This window comes from Ruegeria sp. HKCCSA071 (assembly GCF_017872555.1).
GTDB lineage: Bacteria > Pseudomonadota > Alphaproteobacteria > Rhodobacterales > Rhodobacteraceae > Ruegeria.
The window spans coordinates 47,297-62,265 of the sequence record NZ_JAEDOX010000010.1 but is presented as its reverse complement, the minus strand read 5'-3'; the positions used below and the strand labels follow the sequence as shown (position 1 = coordinate 62,265).

At 58.2% G+C, this 14,969-nt stretch carries 13 protein-coding genes; 7 read left to right on the top strand and 6 right to left on the bottom strand.

All coding sequences use genetic code 11. The annotated features are described in order from the left end of the window. Positions 1–10: 10 nt before the first annotated feature. The 6 genes from pip (at position 11) to infB (ending at position 7,302) form a co-directional block, all read left to right on the top strand. A complete protein-coding gene (gene pip / locus I9188_RS16180) occupies positions 11–988 on the top strand; it encodes a prolyl aminopeptidase (RefSeq protein WP_209507196.1) in 978 nt (325 codons plus the stop codon). Further along, positions 985–1,806, top strand: a complete 822-nt coding sequence (locus I9188_RS16175) for an ABC transporter substrate-binding protein (protein WP_209507195.1) — start codon at positions 985–987, stop codon at positions 1,804–1,806. The genes pip and I9188_RS16175 overlap by 4 nt, the downstream gene beginning before the upstream one ends. 160 nt (positions 1,807–1,966) lie before the next feature. Continuing rightward, positions 1,967–2,557 carry a ribosome maturation factor RimP gene (gene rimP / locus I9188_RS16170; RefSeq protein WP_209507194.1) on the top strand — a complete coding sequence of 197 codons (591 nt, stop codon included), beginning with the start codon at positions 1,967–1,969 and terminating at the stop codon, positions 2,555–2,557. Beyond that, positions 2,557–4,164, top strand: coding sequence for a transcription termination factor NusA (gene nusA / locus I9188_RS16165; protein WP_209507193.1), 1,608 nt, complete (start codon positions 2,557–2,559; stop codon positions 4,162–4,164). The genes rimP and nusA overlap by 1 nt, the downstream gene beginning before the upstream one ends. 22 nt (positions 4,165–4,186) lie before the next feature. Then, the gene (locus tag I9188_RS16160; protein WP_209507192.1) at positions 4,187–4,810 is read left to right on the top strand and encodes an RNA-binding protein; all 624 of its coding nucleotides are present in this window, start codon (positions 4,187–4,189) and stop codon (positions 4,808–4,810) included. Between the two features lie 8 nt (positions 4,811–4,818). Further along, positions 4,819–7,302, top strand: coding sequence for a translation initiation factor IF-2 (gene infB / locus I9188_RS16155; RefSeq protein ID WP_209507191.1), 2,484 nt, complete (start codon positions 4,819–4,821; stop codon positions 7,300–7,302). Positions 7,303–7,368: 66 nt separating this feature from the next. Here the strand turns inward: infB and I9188_RS16150 are convergent, their stop codons facing one another. The 5 genes from I9188_RS16150 to I9188_RS16130 all read right to left on the bottom strand — a co-directional run bounded on the left by I9188_RS16150 (position 7,369) and on the right by I9188_RS16130 (position 12,050). Continuing rightward, positions 7,369–8,196, bottom strand: a complete 828-nt coding sequence (locus I9188_RS16150; RefSeq protein ID WP_209507190.1) for an alpha/beta hydrolase — start codon at positions 8,194–8,196, stop codon at positions 7,369–7,371. Between the two features lie 3 nt (positions 8,197–8,199). Beyond that, positions 8,200–9,084: a tryptophan 2,3-dioxygenase family protein gene (locus tag I9188_RS16145; RefSeq protein ID WP_209507189.1), complete on the bottom strand. Its 885-nt coding sequence runs from the start codon at positions 9,082–9,084 to the stop codon at positions 8,200–8,202. A 64-nt stretch (positions 9,085–9,148) separates the two neighbouring features. Continuing rightward, on the bottom strand, positions 9,149–10,177 hold the full coding sequence (tdh, locus tag I9188_RS16140) for an L-threonine 3-dehydrogenase (protein WP_209507272.1): 1,029 nt from the start codon (positions 10,175–10,177) through the stop codon (positions 9,149–9,151). A 14-nt stretch (positions 10,178–10,191) separates the two neighbouring features. Further along, a complete protein-coding gene (locus I9188_RS16135) occupies positions 10,192–11,376 on the bottom strand; it encodes a glycine C-acetyltransferase (protein ID WP_209507188.1) in 1,185 nt (394 codons plus the stop codon). Positions 11,377–11,486: 110 nt separating this feature from the next. After that, positions 11,487–12,050: an XRE family transcriptional regulator gene (locus tag I9188_RS16130; RefSeq protein WP_209507187.1), complete on the bottom strand. Its 564-nt coding sequence runs from the start codon at positions 12,048–12,050 to the stop codon at positions 11,487–11,489. Positions 12,051–12,166: 116 nt separating this feature from the next. Here I9188_RS16130 and I9188_RS16125 point away from each other — a divergent pair, with 116 nt between their 5' ends. Then, positions 12,167–13,342 (top strand): acetyl-CoA C-acyltransferase family protein, encoded by a 1,176-nt coding sequence (locus I9188_RS16125; protein ID WP_209599679.1) that lies wholly within the window; start codon positions 12,167–12,169, stop codon positions 13,340–13,342. Between the two features lie 96 nt (positions 13,343–13,438). Here I9188_RS16125 and ubiB read toward each other — a convergent pair whose 3' ends face one another. Beyond that, positions 13,439–14,968, bottom strand: coding sequence for a 2-polyprenylphenol 6-hydroxylase (gene ubiB / locus I9188_RS16120; protein WP_209507185.1), 1,530 nt, complete (start codon positions 14,966–14,968; stop codon positions 13,439–13,441). Position 14,969: the final 1 nt, after the last annotated feature.

Here is a 14,969-nt window from a genome sequence, read left to right as displayed (position 1 = left end):
TAGGGCCATAATGGACAAGTACCCGGACCAAAAGCGCGCAGTTCAATATCTGTACCCGCCGATCGATCCGTTCGACCAGCGTATGGTCGATATGGGCGACGGGCACCGTATCTATGTGGAACAATGCGGTAATCCCGAAGGCATACCCGTCGTGATCCTGCATGGCGGTCCGGGTGGCGGCTGCAGCCCTGCAATGCGTCGCTACTTTGATCCGCATGCGTACAGGGTGATTCTATTTGATCAGCGTGGGTGTGGCCGGTCTCGCCCCACGGCTTCGGTTGAGAACAACACGACTTGGCATTTGGTGGCCGACATTGAACGGTTGCGCGAACTGTTCGAGATTGATGAATGGATAGCTTTTGGCGGCAGCTGGGGCGCGACGCTTGCGCTGATCTACGCGCAGTCGCATCCCGACAGGGTCAGCCGCTTGGTGCTGCGGGGTGTGTTTCTGGCAACTCAGGCTGAACTTGACTGGTTTTATGGCGGCGGAGTGGGGCGTTTCTGGCCGGAGCAGTGGCAGAAGTTCACCGCGCTTTTGCCCGAGGCCGAGCTGAAGGACACCATCACCGCCTATAACAAACGCCTGTTCTCGGGGGACCGCGCGACCGAGACCTTGTATGCGCGGGCATGGTCGCACTGGGAAAATGCGCTGGCATCGATCCACACGAACGGATCAGTGGGCGAAAGCCCCGGTGAATACGCACGTACATTTGCCCGGCTCGAGAATCATTATTTCTACAATAAGGTTTTTCTGAAAAAGGATGGGCAGATCCTAGATCAAATGGACCGGATCGCTCATATCCCGGGACACATCGTGCAGGGGCGATACGACATGATTTGCCCGCCGCGGGCTGCCTGGTCGCTGAGCGAACGCTGGCCGAATGCCGAGATTAAGATGGTACGTCAGGCCGGTCATGCGCTTTCTGAACCCGGGATCAGCGCAGAACTGATCCGGATCATGGATCGCGTGGCGGAGGGTTTGGCATGACACGCATCGACCGCCGTGCCTTGTTTGCTTCGGGCGCCGCCGCCGCGCTGCTTGCCGCGACAGGCGCGTCCCTGTCGGACAGACCCGAGAAAGGCGGCACGCTGCGATTGGCTGTGCCGCGCGACGACAGTCTTGAGCAGGTGGCACGCGGTGCGGTTTTCGACACGCTGACCGAGATCGCCCCGGATGGCACTTTGCGGGGCGAGCTTGCGACCGGCTGGCAAACCGACGCCGATGCGAAGGTCTGGAGCTTTGATCTGCGCAATGATGCGGTGTTTCACGACGGAGCACCTTTGGATATCGCAGACGTTGCGGCCGTATTGGGCGAGATCGGGCATACCGAGGCTTTGACTGTCAACCGTTTGCGGCTGGAACTGGCCGAGGCAAATCCGGGCCTTCCATTCCTTTTGGCAGAAAGTCGTTTTGTCATTGCCCGCAATGGCGAAGGCGTCACGCCGCTACACAGGGCCAACGGTACGGGTTGCTACCGTGTCGAGCGCGCCGAAGACGGCCGACATTTCCTGGGTCGCCGTGTTTCGGGGCATTACAAGGACGGTCAGGCCGGTTGGGTCGATGCATTCGAAGTGATCGTTATTCCCGATGCCCGTGTCCGCGCCGAGGCATTGCGCGATGGCTACGTCGATATTGCGGCTTTCCCAGATCCGTTAGAGATCCGTGGTACGCGCGGTCTTCGCTACTATCCGTCCGAGACGGACATGGCACTGGCCATCTCTGGGGCAGTGGGATTGCCGCGGCAGATTGCCGGACGCACTGTTTTGGACGACGGTCGTATCGCTGAACGGTGGTGGATCGTGTAATTCCAGGTGACACTTCTGTCAGGGGTTGCAGACTCGGATCATCCTGCGTATACGCAGTTTCAACAGCGGCGCGTTGGACTTCCGGTCCAAGGCTCCACCGGAAAATTCGACGGGCCGCGCGCCCGTTTTTTTGTGCCCGATTGACAGGGTAGAGAACCTGATGACAAACGACCTGATAGCCAAAGCTGCCATCGACCGGCGACTTGCCGAGATCATTACCCCGGTGATTGAAGGCCTGGGGTATGAGTTGGTCCGTGTCCGGCTGATGAGTGGCAAGCAGACCACGCTGCAAATCATGGCTGACAAACCCGAAGGCGGCATCGAAGTGGATGACTGCGCCGAGATTTCGAATGCGATCAGCGCCACCCTGGACGTCGAGGACCCGATCCTCGACGCCTATACGCTAGAGGTGTCCAGCCCCGGTATCGACCGCCCCCTGACCCGTCTGAAGGATTTCGAGACCTTCGAAGGGTATGAGGCCAAGATCGAGACCGCCGAACTGATTGACGGCCGCCGACGCTTTAAGGGCGAATTGGCCGGGATCGAAGGGGACGAGGTTCTGATCAACATCCCCGAGGGGGATGAAACCATCACCATCGGTCTGCAATTCGACTGGCTGAGCGATGCCAAGCTGGTCCTGACCGACGACCTGATCAAGGAAATGCTGCGCCAGCGCAAAGATGCGGGCGCCCTGAACGAAAACGCTTTCGACGAGATTGAGACCGAAGGGTCCGAAGAGGAGACGAACTGATGGCAATTACCTCAGCCAACCAGCTGGAGCTGCTGCAGACTGCCGAGGCCGTGGCCCGCGAAAAGATGATCGACCCCGGTCTGGTTGTCGAAGCGATGGAGGAATCGCTCGCTCGCGCCGCCAAGAGCCGCTACGGCGCCGAGATGGACATTCGCGTCAGCATCGACCGCAAGACCGGCAAGGCGACCTTTACCCGCGTGCGCACCGTGGTCGAGGATGACGAGCTTGAGAACTATCAGGCCGAGTTCACCGTCGAACAAGCCAAGCAGTACATGGAAGACCCGCAGGTAGGTGACGTTTTCGTTGAAGAAGTGCCGCCGGTCGAAATGGGCCGGATCGCGGCGCAGTCCGCCAAGCAAGTGATCCTGCAGAAGGTCCGCGAAGCCGAGCGGGATCGTCAGTATGAAGAATTCAAGGATCGTGCGGGCACCATCATCAACGGTGCCGTCAAGCGCGAGGAATTCGGCAATGTCATCGTCGATCTGGGCGGTGCCGAGGCTGTTCTGCGCCGCAATGACAAGATCGGTCGCGAAAGCTATCGCCCGAACGATCGTGTGCGTGCTTATATCAAGGAAGTGCGTCGCGAAGTGCGTGGCCACCAGATCTTCCTGTCGCGTACCGCGCCGGAATTCATGGCCGAGCTGTTCAAGATGGAAGTGCCGGAAATCTATGACGGTATCATCGAAGTCAAGGCCGTGGCTCGTGACCCCGGTTCGCGTGCCAAGATCGCCGTGATCTCGTATGACGGCTCGATTGATCCCGTTGGCGCCTGCGTTGGTATGCGCGGCAGCCGCGTGCAGGCCGTTGTGAACGAACTACAGGGTGAGAAGATTGACATCATCCCTTGGAACGAAGACCAACCGACCTTCCTGGTCAACGCGCTGCAACCTGCCGAGGTTTCGAAGGTTGTTCTGGACGAAGAAGCAGGCAAAATCGAGGTTGTCGTTCCTGAAGAGCAGCTGTCTCTTGCAATCGGTCGTCGCGGTCAGAACGTGCGCCTGGCAAGCCAGCTGACCGGTCTGGATATCGACATCATGACCGAAGCTGAAGAATCGGCGCGTCGTCAGAAGGAATTCGAATCTCGCACCAAACTGTTCATGGACAGTCTGGACCTGGACGAGTTCTTTGCGCAACTGCTGGTGTCCGAAGGCTTCACCAACCTCGAAGAAGTTGCCTATGTCGAGATTGATGAACTTCTGGTCATTGACGGTGTCGACGAAGGCACCGCGCAGGAACTTCAAACCCGGGCGCGTGAATTCCTGGAAGCCCAGGCCAAAGCCGCCCTGGATGCAGCCCGCGCACTGGGTGCCGAGGACAGCCTCATTGAATTCGAAGGCCTGACACCCCAGATGGTAGAGGCGCTGGCCAAGGACGATGTGAAGACGCTGGAAGACTTCGCAACCTGTGCCGACTGGGAACTGGCCGGTGGCTGGACCACGGTCGACGGTGAACGCGTCAAGGATGATGGCGTGCTGGAGCCCTTTGGCGTCACACTCGAAGAAGCACAAGACATGGTCATGACTGCGCGTATCCTGTTGGGTTGGGTTGATCCGGCCGAGCTGGAGCAGGCGGAAGAAGACGAAGCAGACGAGGAGGTCGAGGCCTGATCTCAGGTCTCGGGTGGCGCGTATGAGTCGCGGTGGTGTCCATAAGGATAGGTCTGATGGACCTGAGCGTAAGTGTATCGCCTCGGGCGAGGTTCAGCCTAAATATGGCTTGATCCGCTTTGTGACGGGGCCGGATGGTCAGGTCTTTCCGGATGTCGCGGCGAAACTGCCGGGGCGAGGCGTTTATGTGGCGGCGGATCGTGCCGCGCTGGACAAGGCCATAGGCAAGAAACTGTTTGCACGGGGGTTCAAGGCACAGGTGACCGTGCCTCAGGATCTGGCGGCAGAGGTTGAAAAACAGATCGCGCGCCGCGTGATTGAGTTGCTCAGTCTGGCGCGCAAGTCCGGCGACGCGGTTGCCGGGTATGAAAAGGTCAAGTCGTGGTTGGACCGGGAAGAGGCTCAGGTCCTGATTCAGGCCACTGATGGATCGGGGCGCGGCAAGTCGAAGCTCAGTACGCCGCACTTCGGAAAATACATCGGTTGGCTGACGGCAGACGAATTAGGGCAGGCATTTGGGCGCCAAACGGTGATTCATGCGGCCTTGGCCTCTGGCGGACTCGCCAAACGTGTTGTAGAGGAAGCGCAGCGCCTGCGTGGCTTGCGCGAAACGGATGACGGCGGCAAGGGCCGCGCGGAAGGGTAAGAAGCTTTATGAGCGATAGTGACGGCAAAAAGACATTGGGTCTACGTGGCGGGGCACGCCCCGGAAATGTGAAACAGAGTTTCAGCCACGGACGCACCAAGAATGTCGTGGTGGAAACCAAACGCAAACGCGTGGTGGTCCCCAAGCCGGGCGCGGCAAAGCCGGGTGGCGGTGCCGCACCTTCGGGTGATCCGTCGCGTCGCCCCGCAGGTATTTCCGACGCGGAAATGGCGCGCCGTATGAAGGCTTTGCAGGCTGCAAAAGCCCGCGAGGTCGAAGAGGCCGCTGAACGCGAAGCCGCTGAAAAGGCGCGCGAAGAAGAGCGTGTGCGCCGCCGCGCGGAACAGGAAGCGAAAGAGCGCGAGCAGCGTGAAGCCGAAGAGCGCGCACGTCAGAAAGCCGAAGACGAAGAGCGCAAGCGCCTGGAGGCTGAAGAAGAAGCCAAGCGTGCTGCTGTTGCTGCTGCGGCGCCAGCTCCGGAAGAAGCCAAAGCTTCGCGCAACCCGGCCAGCAAACCTGCGCCTGCTGCCGCACCTCGCAAGCAGGATCGCGAACGCGAACAGCGCGGTCGTGGCAAGGGTCGCGAAGACAACCGTCGTTCCGGCAAGCTGACACTGGGTCAGGCCACCGGTGACGAAGGCAGCCGCCAACGGTCGATGGCAGCGATGAAGCGCAAGCAGGAACGCGCTCGTCAGAAAGCCATGGGCGGTTCGGTCGAGCGGGAAAAGGTGATCCGCGACGTACAACTGCCTGAGGCAATCATGGTCTCGGAACTGGCCAACCGTATGGCCGAGCGTGTGGCTGACGTGGTCAAATCGCTGATGCAGATGGGTATGATGGTCACGCAGAACCAGACCATCGATGCCGATACTGCCGAGCTTATCATTGAAGAATTCGGCCATAAGGTCACGCGCGTCTCTGATTCGGATGTCGAAGACGTCATCAAAGAGATCGAAGACAGCGAGGACGATCTGAAGCCCCGTCCACCCGTCATCACCATCATGGGTCACGTCGACCACGGGAAAACTTCGCTGCTGGATGCAATCCGTGATGCCCGAGTTGTGGCTGGTGAGGCCGGTGGCATCACCCAGCATATCGGCGCCTATCAGGTGAAAACGGATGGTGGCTCGACGCTGACCTTCCTGGATACACCCGGCCACGCGGCTTTCACCTCGATGCGCTCGCGTGGTGCCCAAGTGACGGATATCGTGGTTCTGGTTGTCGCTGCCGATGACGCGGTCATGCCGCAGACCATTGAGGCGATCAATCACGCGAAGGCAGCCAAGGTGCCGATGATCGTGGCGATCAACAAGATCGACAAGCATGATGCAAATCCGGACAAGGTGCGCACCGATCTGCTGCAACACGAAGTGATCGTCGAGAAAATGTCGGGTGAGGTTCAGGACGTAGAAGTGTCTGCCATCACCGGTCAGGGTCTGGACGAGCTGCTGGAAGCCATCGCATTGCAGGCCGAGATTCTGGAACTGAAAGCCAACCCTGATCGCGCTGCCCAAGGTGCCGTGATCGAGGCACAGCTGGACGTGGGCCGCGGTCCGGTCGCAACGGTTCTGGTTCAGAACGGTACATTGCGTCAGGGCGATATCTTTGTCGTGGGTGAGCAGTATGGTAAAGTCCGCGCGCTGATCAACGACAAGGGTGAGCGCGTCAAGGAGGCTGGCCCGTCGGTTCCCGTTGAGGTTCTTGGTCTGAATGGTACGCCTGAAGCAGGCGATGTTCTGAACGTGACCGAAACCGAAGCACAGGCCCGTGAGATCGCCGCCTACCGTGAACAGGCCGCTAAGGACAAACGCGCCGCCGCCGGTGCCGCAACGACCCTTGAGCAGTTGATGCAGAAGGCCAAGGAAGACGAAAACGTCACCGAGCTGCCTATTCTGATGAAAGCAGATGTTCAGGGTTCGGCGGAAGCCATCGTTCAGGCGATGGAGAAGATCGGCAACGAAGAAGTACGCGTGCGCGTTCTGCATTCGGGTGTTGGTGCCATTACTGAAACGGATGTCGGTCTGGCCGAAGCGTCTGGAGCTCCGATCTTTGGCTTCAACGTTCGGGCAAATGCCTCGGCACGGAATACCGCAAACCAGAAGGGCGTCGAGATTCGCTATTACTCGGTGATCTATGACCTCGTAGACGACGTGAAAGCAGCCGCATCCGGCCTGTTGAGCGCCGAAATTCGCGAGAAGTTCATTGGCTACGCCGAGATTCGCGAAGTCTTCAAGGTTACCGGCGTTGGCAAGGTTGCTGGCTGTCTGGTCACCGAAGGCGTGGCGCGTCGTTCCGCCGGTGTCCGCTTGCTGCGCGACAACGTGGTGATTCACGAAGGAACGCTAAAGACGCTGAAGCGTTTCAAGGATGAAGTGGCCGAGGTTCAGTCGGGTCAGGAATGTGGTATGGCATTCGAGAACTACGATGACATTCGCGCAGGCGACGTGATCGAAATCTTCGAGCGCGAAGAAGTCACCCGCACGCTGGACTAACCCGGCAAAAGATGAAAACGAAAAACAGCGGCCCCCTCAGGCCGCTGTTTTCTTTTGACGAAGCTCTTATTTTGTCCGACGCAGAAATGTAGCTGAATGCATGATTATATCGAAATGATGCATTCCTTGCGCGAGCGTAAAACTAACCGGGTGTCCGGCCTTTCGCAGCCTTTCGGCATAGTCGCGGCTTTGGCGAATGAACTCACCCGTATCCCGTTCGGCTACCGAAACGTGGTATCGAGGACCGGGCCGGGGCAGATTGCGGATAGGTGACAGATCGTTGACCTCGACCGGCGTCAATTGCAGCGGATCGTTCACCGACATCAGGCTGATCGGTTCCAGGTCGTATATACCGCTGATCAGAATCACATCCCGCACCCGAAGCCCCGCTTTGGCAAGTGCATCTGATGAGGTTGCCATTACCATCGCCGCCAGATGCGCGCCTGCACTGTGACCTGACAAGGTGATCCGCGACGGATCGAACCCCAGCTCCTCCGCCTGGGCCGCCAGCCACAGCAACGCGTCACGGCATTCGTCGATCATGTCACCAATCCGGGCATCGGGTGCCAGCGTATAGTTCACAGTCGCAAAAGCTTGCCCGTGTTCTACCAGACCCGGTGCCATCAGAGACGATTCATTCTGGCTGAGCGCCTGCCAGTACCCGCCGTGAATGAAAACGTGAAGAGGTGCCTTGTCATCGCGAGCGGGAAAGAAATCCAGAACTTGTAGGGGGCTATCACCATAAGCCAGATTTTCCCGTACCGGAAAGTCGGCCCGCGCCCGAGCGCTCAGTGCTTTATAACCGGCAAGATAAGGGCTCAGGTCGCCGCCGATCATTGTGCTGGGGGAATACTCCCGCTCCAGATCGGATTGCGAAAATCCTCGATACAGCATGTCTTAGGTCTGCCCGCTATACATCAATTCCGTACGCACGTCGTAAAGGTCGTGAAAGAACCGCAGCTCTAGCGCCTTTCGCAAAAAGGCCACGCCGCTTGAGCCACCAGTGCCGGGTTGCATCCCGATCACGCGCTCAACTGCGGTGGCATGATCAAAGCGCCAGCGTTGAAACAGGCTTTCCACATCCATCAGTTTTTCGGCCAAAGCATAAAGATCCCAGTATTTTTCAGTGTTGCGGAATACCTCGACCCAGATTTGTACCACGCGCGAATCGCCGCAATAGGGTTGGGCGTAATCGCGTTCGATCAGATCCTTGGGCACGTCGAACCCTTGACGGGCCAGCATGTGCAACACTTCGTCATAAAGCGACGGTTTGGTCAGAGCGGCATTCAGCATCTCCATCACCTCTGGGTCATGCGCATGGACCTTCAGTGTTGACGCATCCTTGTTGCCGAGAATGAACTCAATCTGCCGATACCCGTAGCTCTGAAACCCTGACGAGCTGCCCAGTGCCTGCCGAAACGTTAAATAGTCGGCAGGCGTCATGGTCAGAAGGGTTTCCCAGGCCGCAATCAGCTGCCGCTGAATGGCCTTGATGCGGTCGAGGTTTTTCATCGCTGGGCCAAATTCATCCTGTTGCAAAAAACGGCGCACCTCGACCAGTTGGTGATGCATCAGTTTCAGCCACAGTTCGCTAACCTGATGGATGATAATGAACAGCATCTCGTCCGGCTGCGCGGGGTCCTGAAAGGTCTTTTGCAGGTTCAGCAGTGTTTTGAGTTGCAGAAAATCTCCATAGCTTTTGCGATGTGTCTCGGCGAAATCAGTGACCAGAGTGTCTTCGACACCTCTTTGCAACAGACGATCGTCTTTGTTCTCGCCCATCTCATGCCTCCCTTGTGCGATCCTTGCACCTGTCTAGGCGTTGAGTTCGTAACTTTCCAGCGGGTTAGGTCCAGTCAAGGACAACCTTGCCAGAGAGGCCTGATTTCATCGCGGCGAAACCATCCGAGAAATCATCAACCGCAAAGCGATGCGTGATCACGCGGGACACATCCAAACCGTTTTGCAGCATGGCGATCATCTTGTACCAGGTCTCGAACATCTCGCGACCATAGACGCCCTTGATTGTGATCGCCTTGAAAACGATGCGCGACCAGTCGACCGGAGATTTCCCCGGCGGTATCCCCAGCAAGGCGATTTTCCCACCCATCACAAGCGCTTCGACCATCTGGTCCAGCGCGGCTTGTGAGCCGGACATTTCAAGCCCCACATCAAAGCCTTCTTTCATTCCAAGCTGTGCGATGATGTCGTGCAAATCTTGTTTGGAAACATCAACGGTCCGCACCGACGGCACCACATGTTCAGCCAGTTTCAATCGTTCAGCGTTAATGTCCGTAATCACAACATTGCGGGCACCTGCATGGCGGGCAACGGCGGCCGCCATGATGCCGATGGGTCCTGCGCCGGTGATCAGGACGTCCTCGCCCAGAAGGTCAAAGCTTAGCGCGGTGTGTACAGCATTGCCCAGCGGATCAAGGATTGCCCCGATCTCATCCGGGATATCGTCCGGCAGGGGAACAACGTTGAAAGCAGGCAGTTTCAGGTATTGCGCAAACGCACCCTGTTCGTTCACCCCGATCCCGCGCGTGCCGGGGTCGAGGTGAAACTTGCCGGCTCGGCTTTGACGGCTTTCAGTGCCGATCAGATGCCCTTCGCCGGAACAGCGCTGCCCAACATCCAGACCGGTGACGTTGCGCCCAATCTCGACGATTTCCCCGGCGAACTCATGACCAGTGATCATCGGAACCGGAACGGTGTGAGAGGCCCACTCATCCCAGTTCCAGATGTGAATGTCGGTACCGCAAATTCCGGTCTTGTTGATCTTGATCAGCACCTCATCAGGCCCAATTTCGGGAACCGGGGCCTGTACCATCCACAACCCTTCTTCGGGTTTCGACTTTTCCAGCGCTTTCATCGTGTTGGGTCGCATCAAATCACCCCCAGTTCCTTGCCGACCCTGCCAAAGGCCGCCAACGCGCGGTCCAGTTCGTCCCGCGTCAGGGCAGCGTTCATCTGCGTTCTGATCCGCGCCTGTCCGCGGGGAACAACAGGAAAGAAGAAGCCCGAGACATACACGCCCTCATCAAACAGCTTGGCGGCCATCTCTTGTGCCAGCGTTGCATCGCCCAGCATGACAGGGATAATCGGATGTTCACCGGGCAACAGATCAAAACCAAGCTTTTCCAGACCGGCACGCCAGTACTTTGCGTTTCCGAACAACTGCGCGCGTAGAATGTCGCCCTCTTCGACCAGGTGGATTGCCTCAAGCCCTGCGGCGACGATGGATGGCGGCAGCGAATTCGAGAACAGATAGGGCCGCGCCCGCTGCCGCAGCAGGTCGATCACTGGCTGCGGCCCGGCGATGTAGCCGCCGATTGCCCCCCCAAGTGCCTTGCCCAAAGTTCCTGTCAGAATGTCGACATCAACACCAAAGTGATCCGGTGTTCCGGCGCCGCGCGGCCCCATGAAGCCTGTTGCATGGCAATCATCGACCATGACGATGGCATCGTATTTATCAGCCAGTTCGCGAATTTTCGGCAAGTTGGCCAAATAGCCATCCATCGAGAACACGCCATCGGTTGCGATCATGATATGACGCGCGCCATCCTCGCGCGCCTGCTTCAGCCACGCTTCAAGGTCATTCATGTCATTGTTCAGATAGCGATAGCGCTTGGCCTTGCACAGCCGCACCCCGTCAATGATAGAGGCGTGGTTCAGACTGTCCGAAATGATGGCATCTTCAGGCCCCAGCAACGGTTCGAACAGCCCGCCATTGGCATCAAAACAGGCCGCGAACAGGATCGCATCGTCCTTGTTCAGGAACTTGGCCAACCGCTGTTCCAGTTCACGGTGAATATCCTGCGTCCCGCAAATGAACCGGACCGAGGCCATGCCGAAACCCTTCGGACCCATCGCATTGGTTGCGGCCTCGATCAGCGCGGGGTGATCCGCAAGACCCAGATAGTTGTTGGCGCACAGGTTGATCACCCGTTTTCCGCCCACCGTAATCTCACCGCCCTGAGGCGAGGTGATCATTCGTTCGCGCTTGTACAGCCCTTCGGATTCGATCTGCGCGAGTGTGTCCGTGATGTGGGACAGGAATGCATCTGCCATGGCGACCTCCGTTCAACTGAGTCGCACATCTAACATAGCGGATGAATTTCCCAAATAGGGGAATTTCAATATACAGGAAAAATTTCCGTGAAGGCGGAAAATTGCTGATGTCAGGCGTTCTTTACGATCAAAAACACCCGCGCAGGTTCTTTGGCCGAGATGGAATGCACGATATCCGCGGCATAGCGGGCGGTGTCCCCTTGGCTCAGTTCCGAAACGGCACTGCCCGATGTAACCTTGACGGTGCCTTCCAGCACTGTCAGCTGTTCGTGCGCGCCGCGCGCATGGGGCTGACTGTTCAAGGCCCCGCCTGTGTCGAACTCGATATCATAAACCTCATGACCTCCGGCCTCTTCCGGTGGGGACAGGATGCGAATGCGACAGTTCTGCCCCATATTGTCGATGCTGGGCACCTCGGACGCGCGCAGCACCTCGATTTGATCGCTGGCTTTTGAACCTTCCAGAAGACCGGCAAAATCCACCTGTAGCGCACGTGTCAGGTTCCAGAGGGTCGAGATCGTTGGGCTGCTTTCCCCGCGTTCGATCTGGCTAACCATGGATCTGGATACGCCACTGAGGTTTGCGACTGCTTCCAGCGACAGTCCTTTGGCCCGTCGTGCTTCTTTCAGGCGGGCGGGCAAAAGGTTCAGGATATCGTCTGTGTTCTCCGTCATGACGGAATCCATGCGTATTGGGACCTCGCTTGTCAATTCCATCCGTGACGGCACGTCCTATAGGACAGAATAATGCTGCGTGTGCATACTGACGACGATTCCAAGAGGAGAAAGACATGACAGACATCGTATTGCTGGATGGTGCGCGCACCGCGATTGGAACTTTCGGTGGCGCACTTGCGTCAACCGCGCCCATTGATCTGGCGACGGTGGTCACCGAAACCGCCTTGGAGCGGTCTGGGGTAGAAGGTGCTCAGATCGGGCATGTTGTATTTGGCCATGTCATCAACACCGAACCTCGGGACATGTACCTGTCGCGCGTGGCCGCGATGCAGGCCGGAATTCCGAACGGCACCCCTGCGATGAATGTAAATCGGCTGTGCGGTTCGGGGGCACAGGCGATCGTGTCAGCAGTGCAATCCTTGATGCTTGGCGATGCCGATTTCGCCGTGGCAGGTGGCGCAGAAAGCATGTCGCGCAGCCCTTACATTGTTCCACAGGCGCGCTGGGGCGCGAAAATGGGTGATGTCACATCGCTGGACATGATGCTGGGTGCATTGAACTGCCCCTTTGGCACAGGGCACATGGGCGTGACGGCCGAGAACGTTGCCGATGAACACCAGATCAGTCGTGAACAGATGGACGACTTCGCCCTGACTAGCCAGACCCGCGCGGCAGCTGCAATTGAAGCCGGATATTTCGAAAGCCAGATCGTGCCCGTTCAGGTGAAGGTCAAGCGTGACATTGTGGATTTCAAAGTTGATGAGCATCCAAAGGCGACGACAGCCGATGCGTTGGCCGGGTTGCGACCGGTGTTCAAAAAAGATGGGCGTGTGACGGCGGGCAATGCCTCGGGCATCAACGACGGCGCGGCGGCGATGGTTCTGGCAACGGCGGGCGCGGCGGAAAAGGCCGGATTGAAGCCAAAAGCGCGTGTGATCGGATATGCACATGCTGGCGTGCGCCCCGAAGTCATGGGTATTGGCCCGGTACCGGCCGTTCAGAACCTGTTCAAAAAGACGGGTTTGTCGGCGGAAGATTTCGAAGTGATCGAAAGCAACGAAGCATTTGCCGCGCAGGCGCTGGCCGTCAACCAGGAGCTTGGGTTGGATGCAGCGAAAGTGAACCCGAATGGAGGCGCGATAGCGCTGGGGCACCCTGTAGGCGCGACGGGCGCCATCATTACCATGAAGACGCTTTACGAGTTGGAGCGCACAGGCGGATCAAAAGGGTTGATCACCATGTGTATCGGTGGCGGTCAGGGGATCGCCATTGCCATCGAGCGGCTCTGATCCGGGTCTGGGCAAAGGGGGGCTGTCTGCCCCCCATCGCGCAAGGCGCGATTCCCCCCGAGGTTATTTTCAGCCAGATGAAGCTGCGGATCACAATCAACCGAGTGTGGCGATCAACAAAACAGCAGCTGCGCCGACAAAAGCGCCGATAGCGGCGGGCAATACTTTTTGCATCAGTCCGGGATTATCCGGCTCATCTTTGTGTGTCTGCGCAATCAATGCATCTTCGACCAGCGTCGGCAGTCGTGGGCCAAAGCGCGCCAGAACCAAAGCTGTTTTGGCAAAGTCACGAAGCGCGGCGCGCGGGCCGATGGATTGTTTGATGTAATCTTCGACCACGGGGCGGGCAACTTCCCAGATATTGATGTGGTCATCCAGAGACCGGGCTACGCCTTCAACCACGACCATCGTGCGCTGAAGAAGGATCAGCTCGGTTCGGGTTTCCATGCCAAAACGCTCTGTCACTTCGAACAGATAGCTTAGCAAACGGCCCATCGAAATATGCGAGGCATCCATGCCGAAGATCGGTTCGCCAACCGCACGCAGGGCGCGGGCGAATTCGTCGACGTCCTGATGTGCGGGAACGTAACCGGCTTCGAAATGCACTTCGGCCACGCGCTTATAGTCGCGGCGGATGAAGCCGAACAGTATCTCGGCATAGACCCGGCGCGTGTATTCGTCGATATGGCCCATGATACCGTAATCATAAGCGATGATATCACCGTTGGCGGCGACCTTGAGGTTGCCCTGATGCATATCGGCGTGGAAATAGCCGTCGCGCAGGGCGTGAAGAAGGAACAGGCGCAGCACACGTTCCGCCAGATCACGGCGGTTGTGGCCGGCGGCATCGAGCGCGTCGTTTTCACCCAATGGAATACCGTCGGCCCAGCTGAGTGTCATCACGCGTCGTGCCGACAGTGACCACAATACGGGCGGCAGCCAGAACCCTGTGTCGTCTTTTGTGTTGGCCGCGTATTCCGAGGCAGCAGCGCTTTCCAGACGCAGATCCAGTTCACCCCGTACAACGCCATCGAAATGTTCAATGACCTCCATCGGGCGCAATCGGCGGGCTCCGGGCGCAAACAAATCGACGATGCGGGCGGCGAAGTAGAACGCATCTACATCCTTGCGAAAGGCGCGTTCGATATTGGGACGCAGGACTTTGACGGCCACGTCTTCTCCGGTGCTCGCAAGCTTGGCCTTGTGGACCTGTGCGATCGAGGCGGCAGCTATGGGTTCACTGAATTCGCTGAATATCTCGGCAACAGGTTGCCCCAGTTCCCTTTCTACTTCGGCCAAAGCCTCGGCTTTTGAGAACGGTGGCAGTTTGTCTTGCAAAACACGAAGCTGCACAGCCAGTTCATCGCCTACAACATCCGGGCGTGTCGAAAGCACCTGACCAAACTTGATGTAGGCCGGGCCCAGGGCGGTGAGCGCACGTGTTGCAGGCGGCATCTTTGGGTCGCCCTTGTAACCCAGCCACCAAAACGGTTTGCCTAGAGCGTGGGCAAGAAATCGGATAACCCGTGGTGCCTCGAACGCGTCGAGGACCACATTCATGGCGCCGGTGCGCTCAAGCGTGGCGCCCGTTCGGATCAGGCGGATGATGTTGTGGGGACCGCGCATG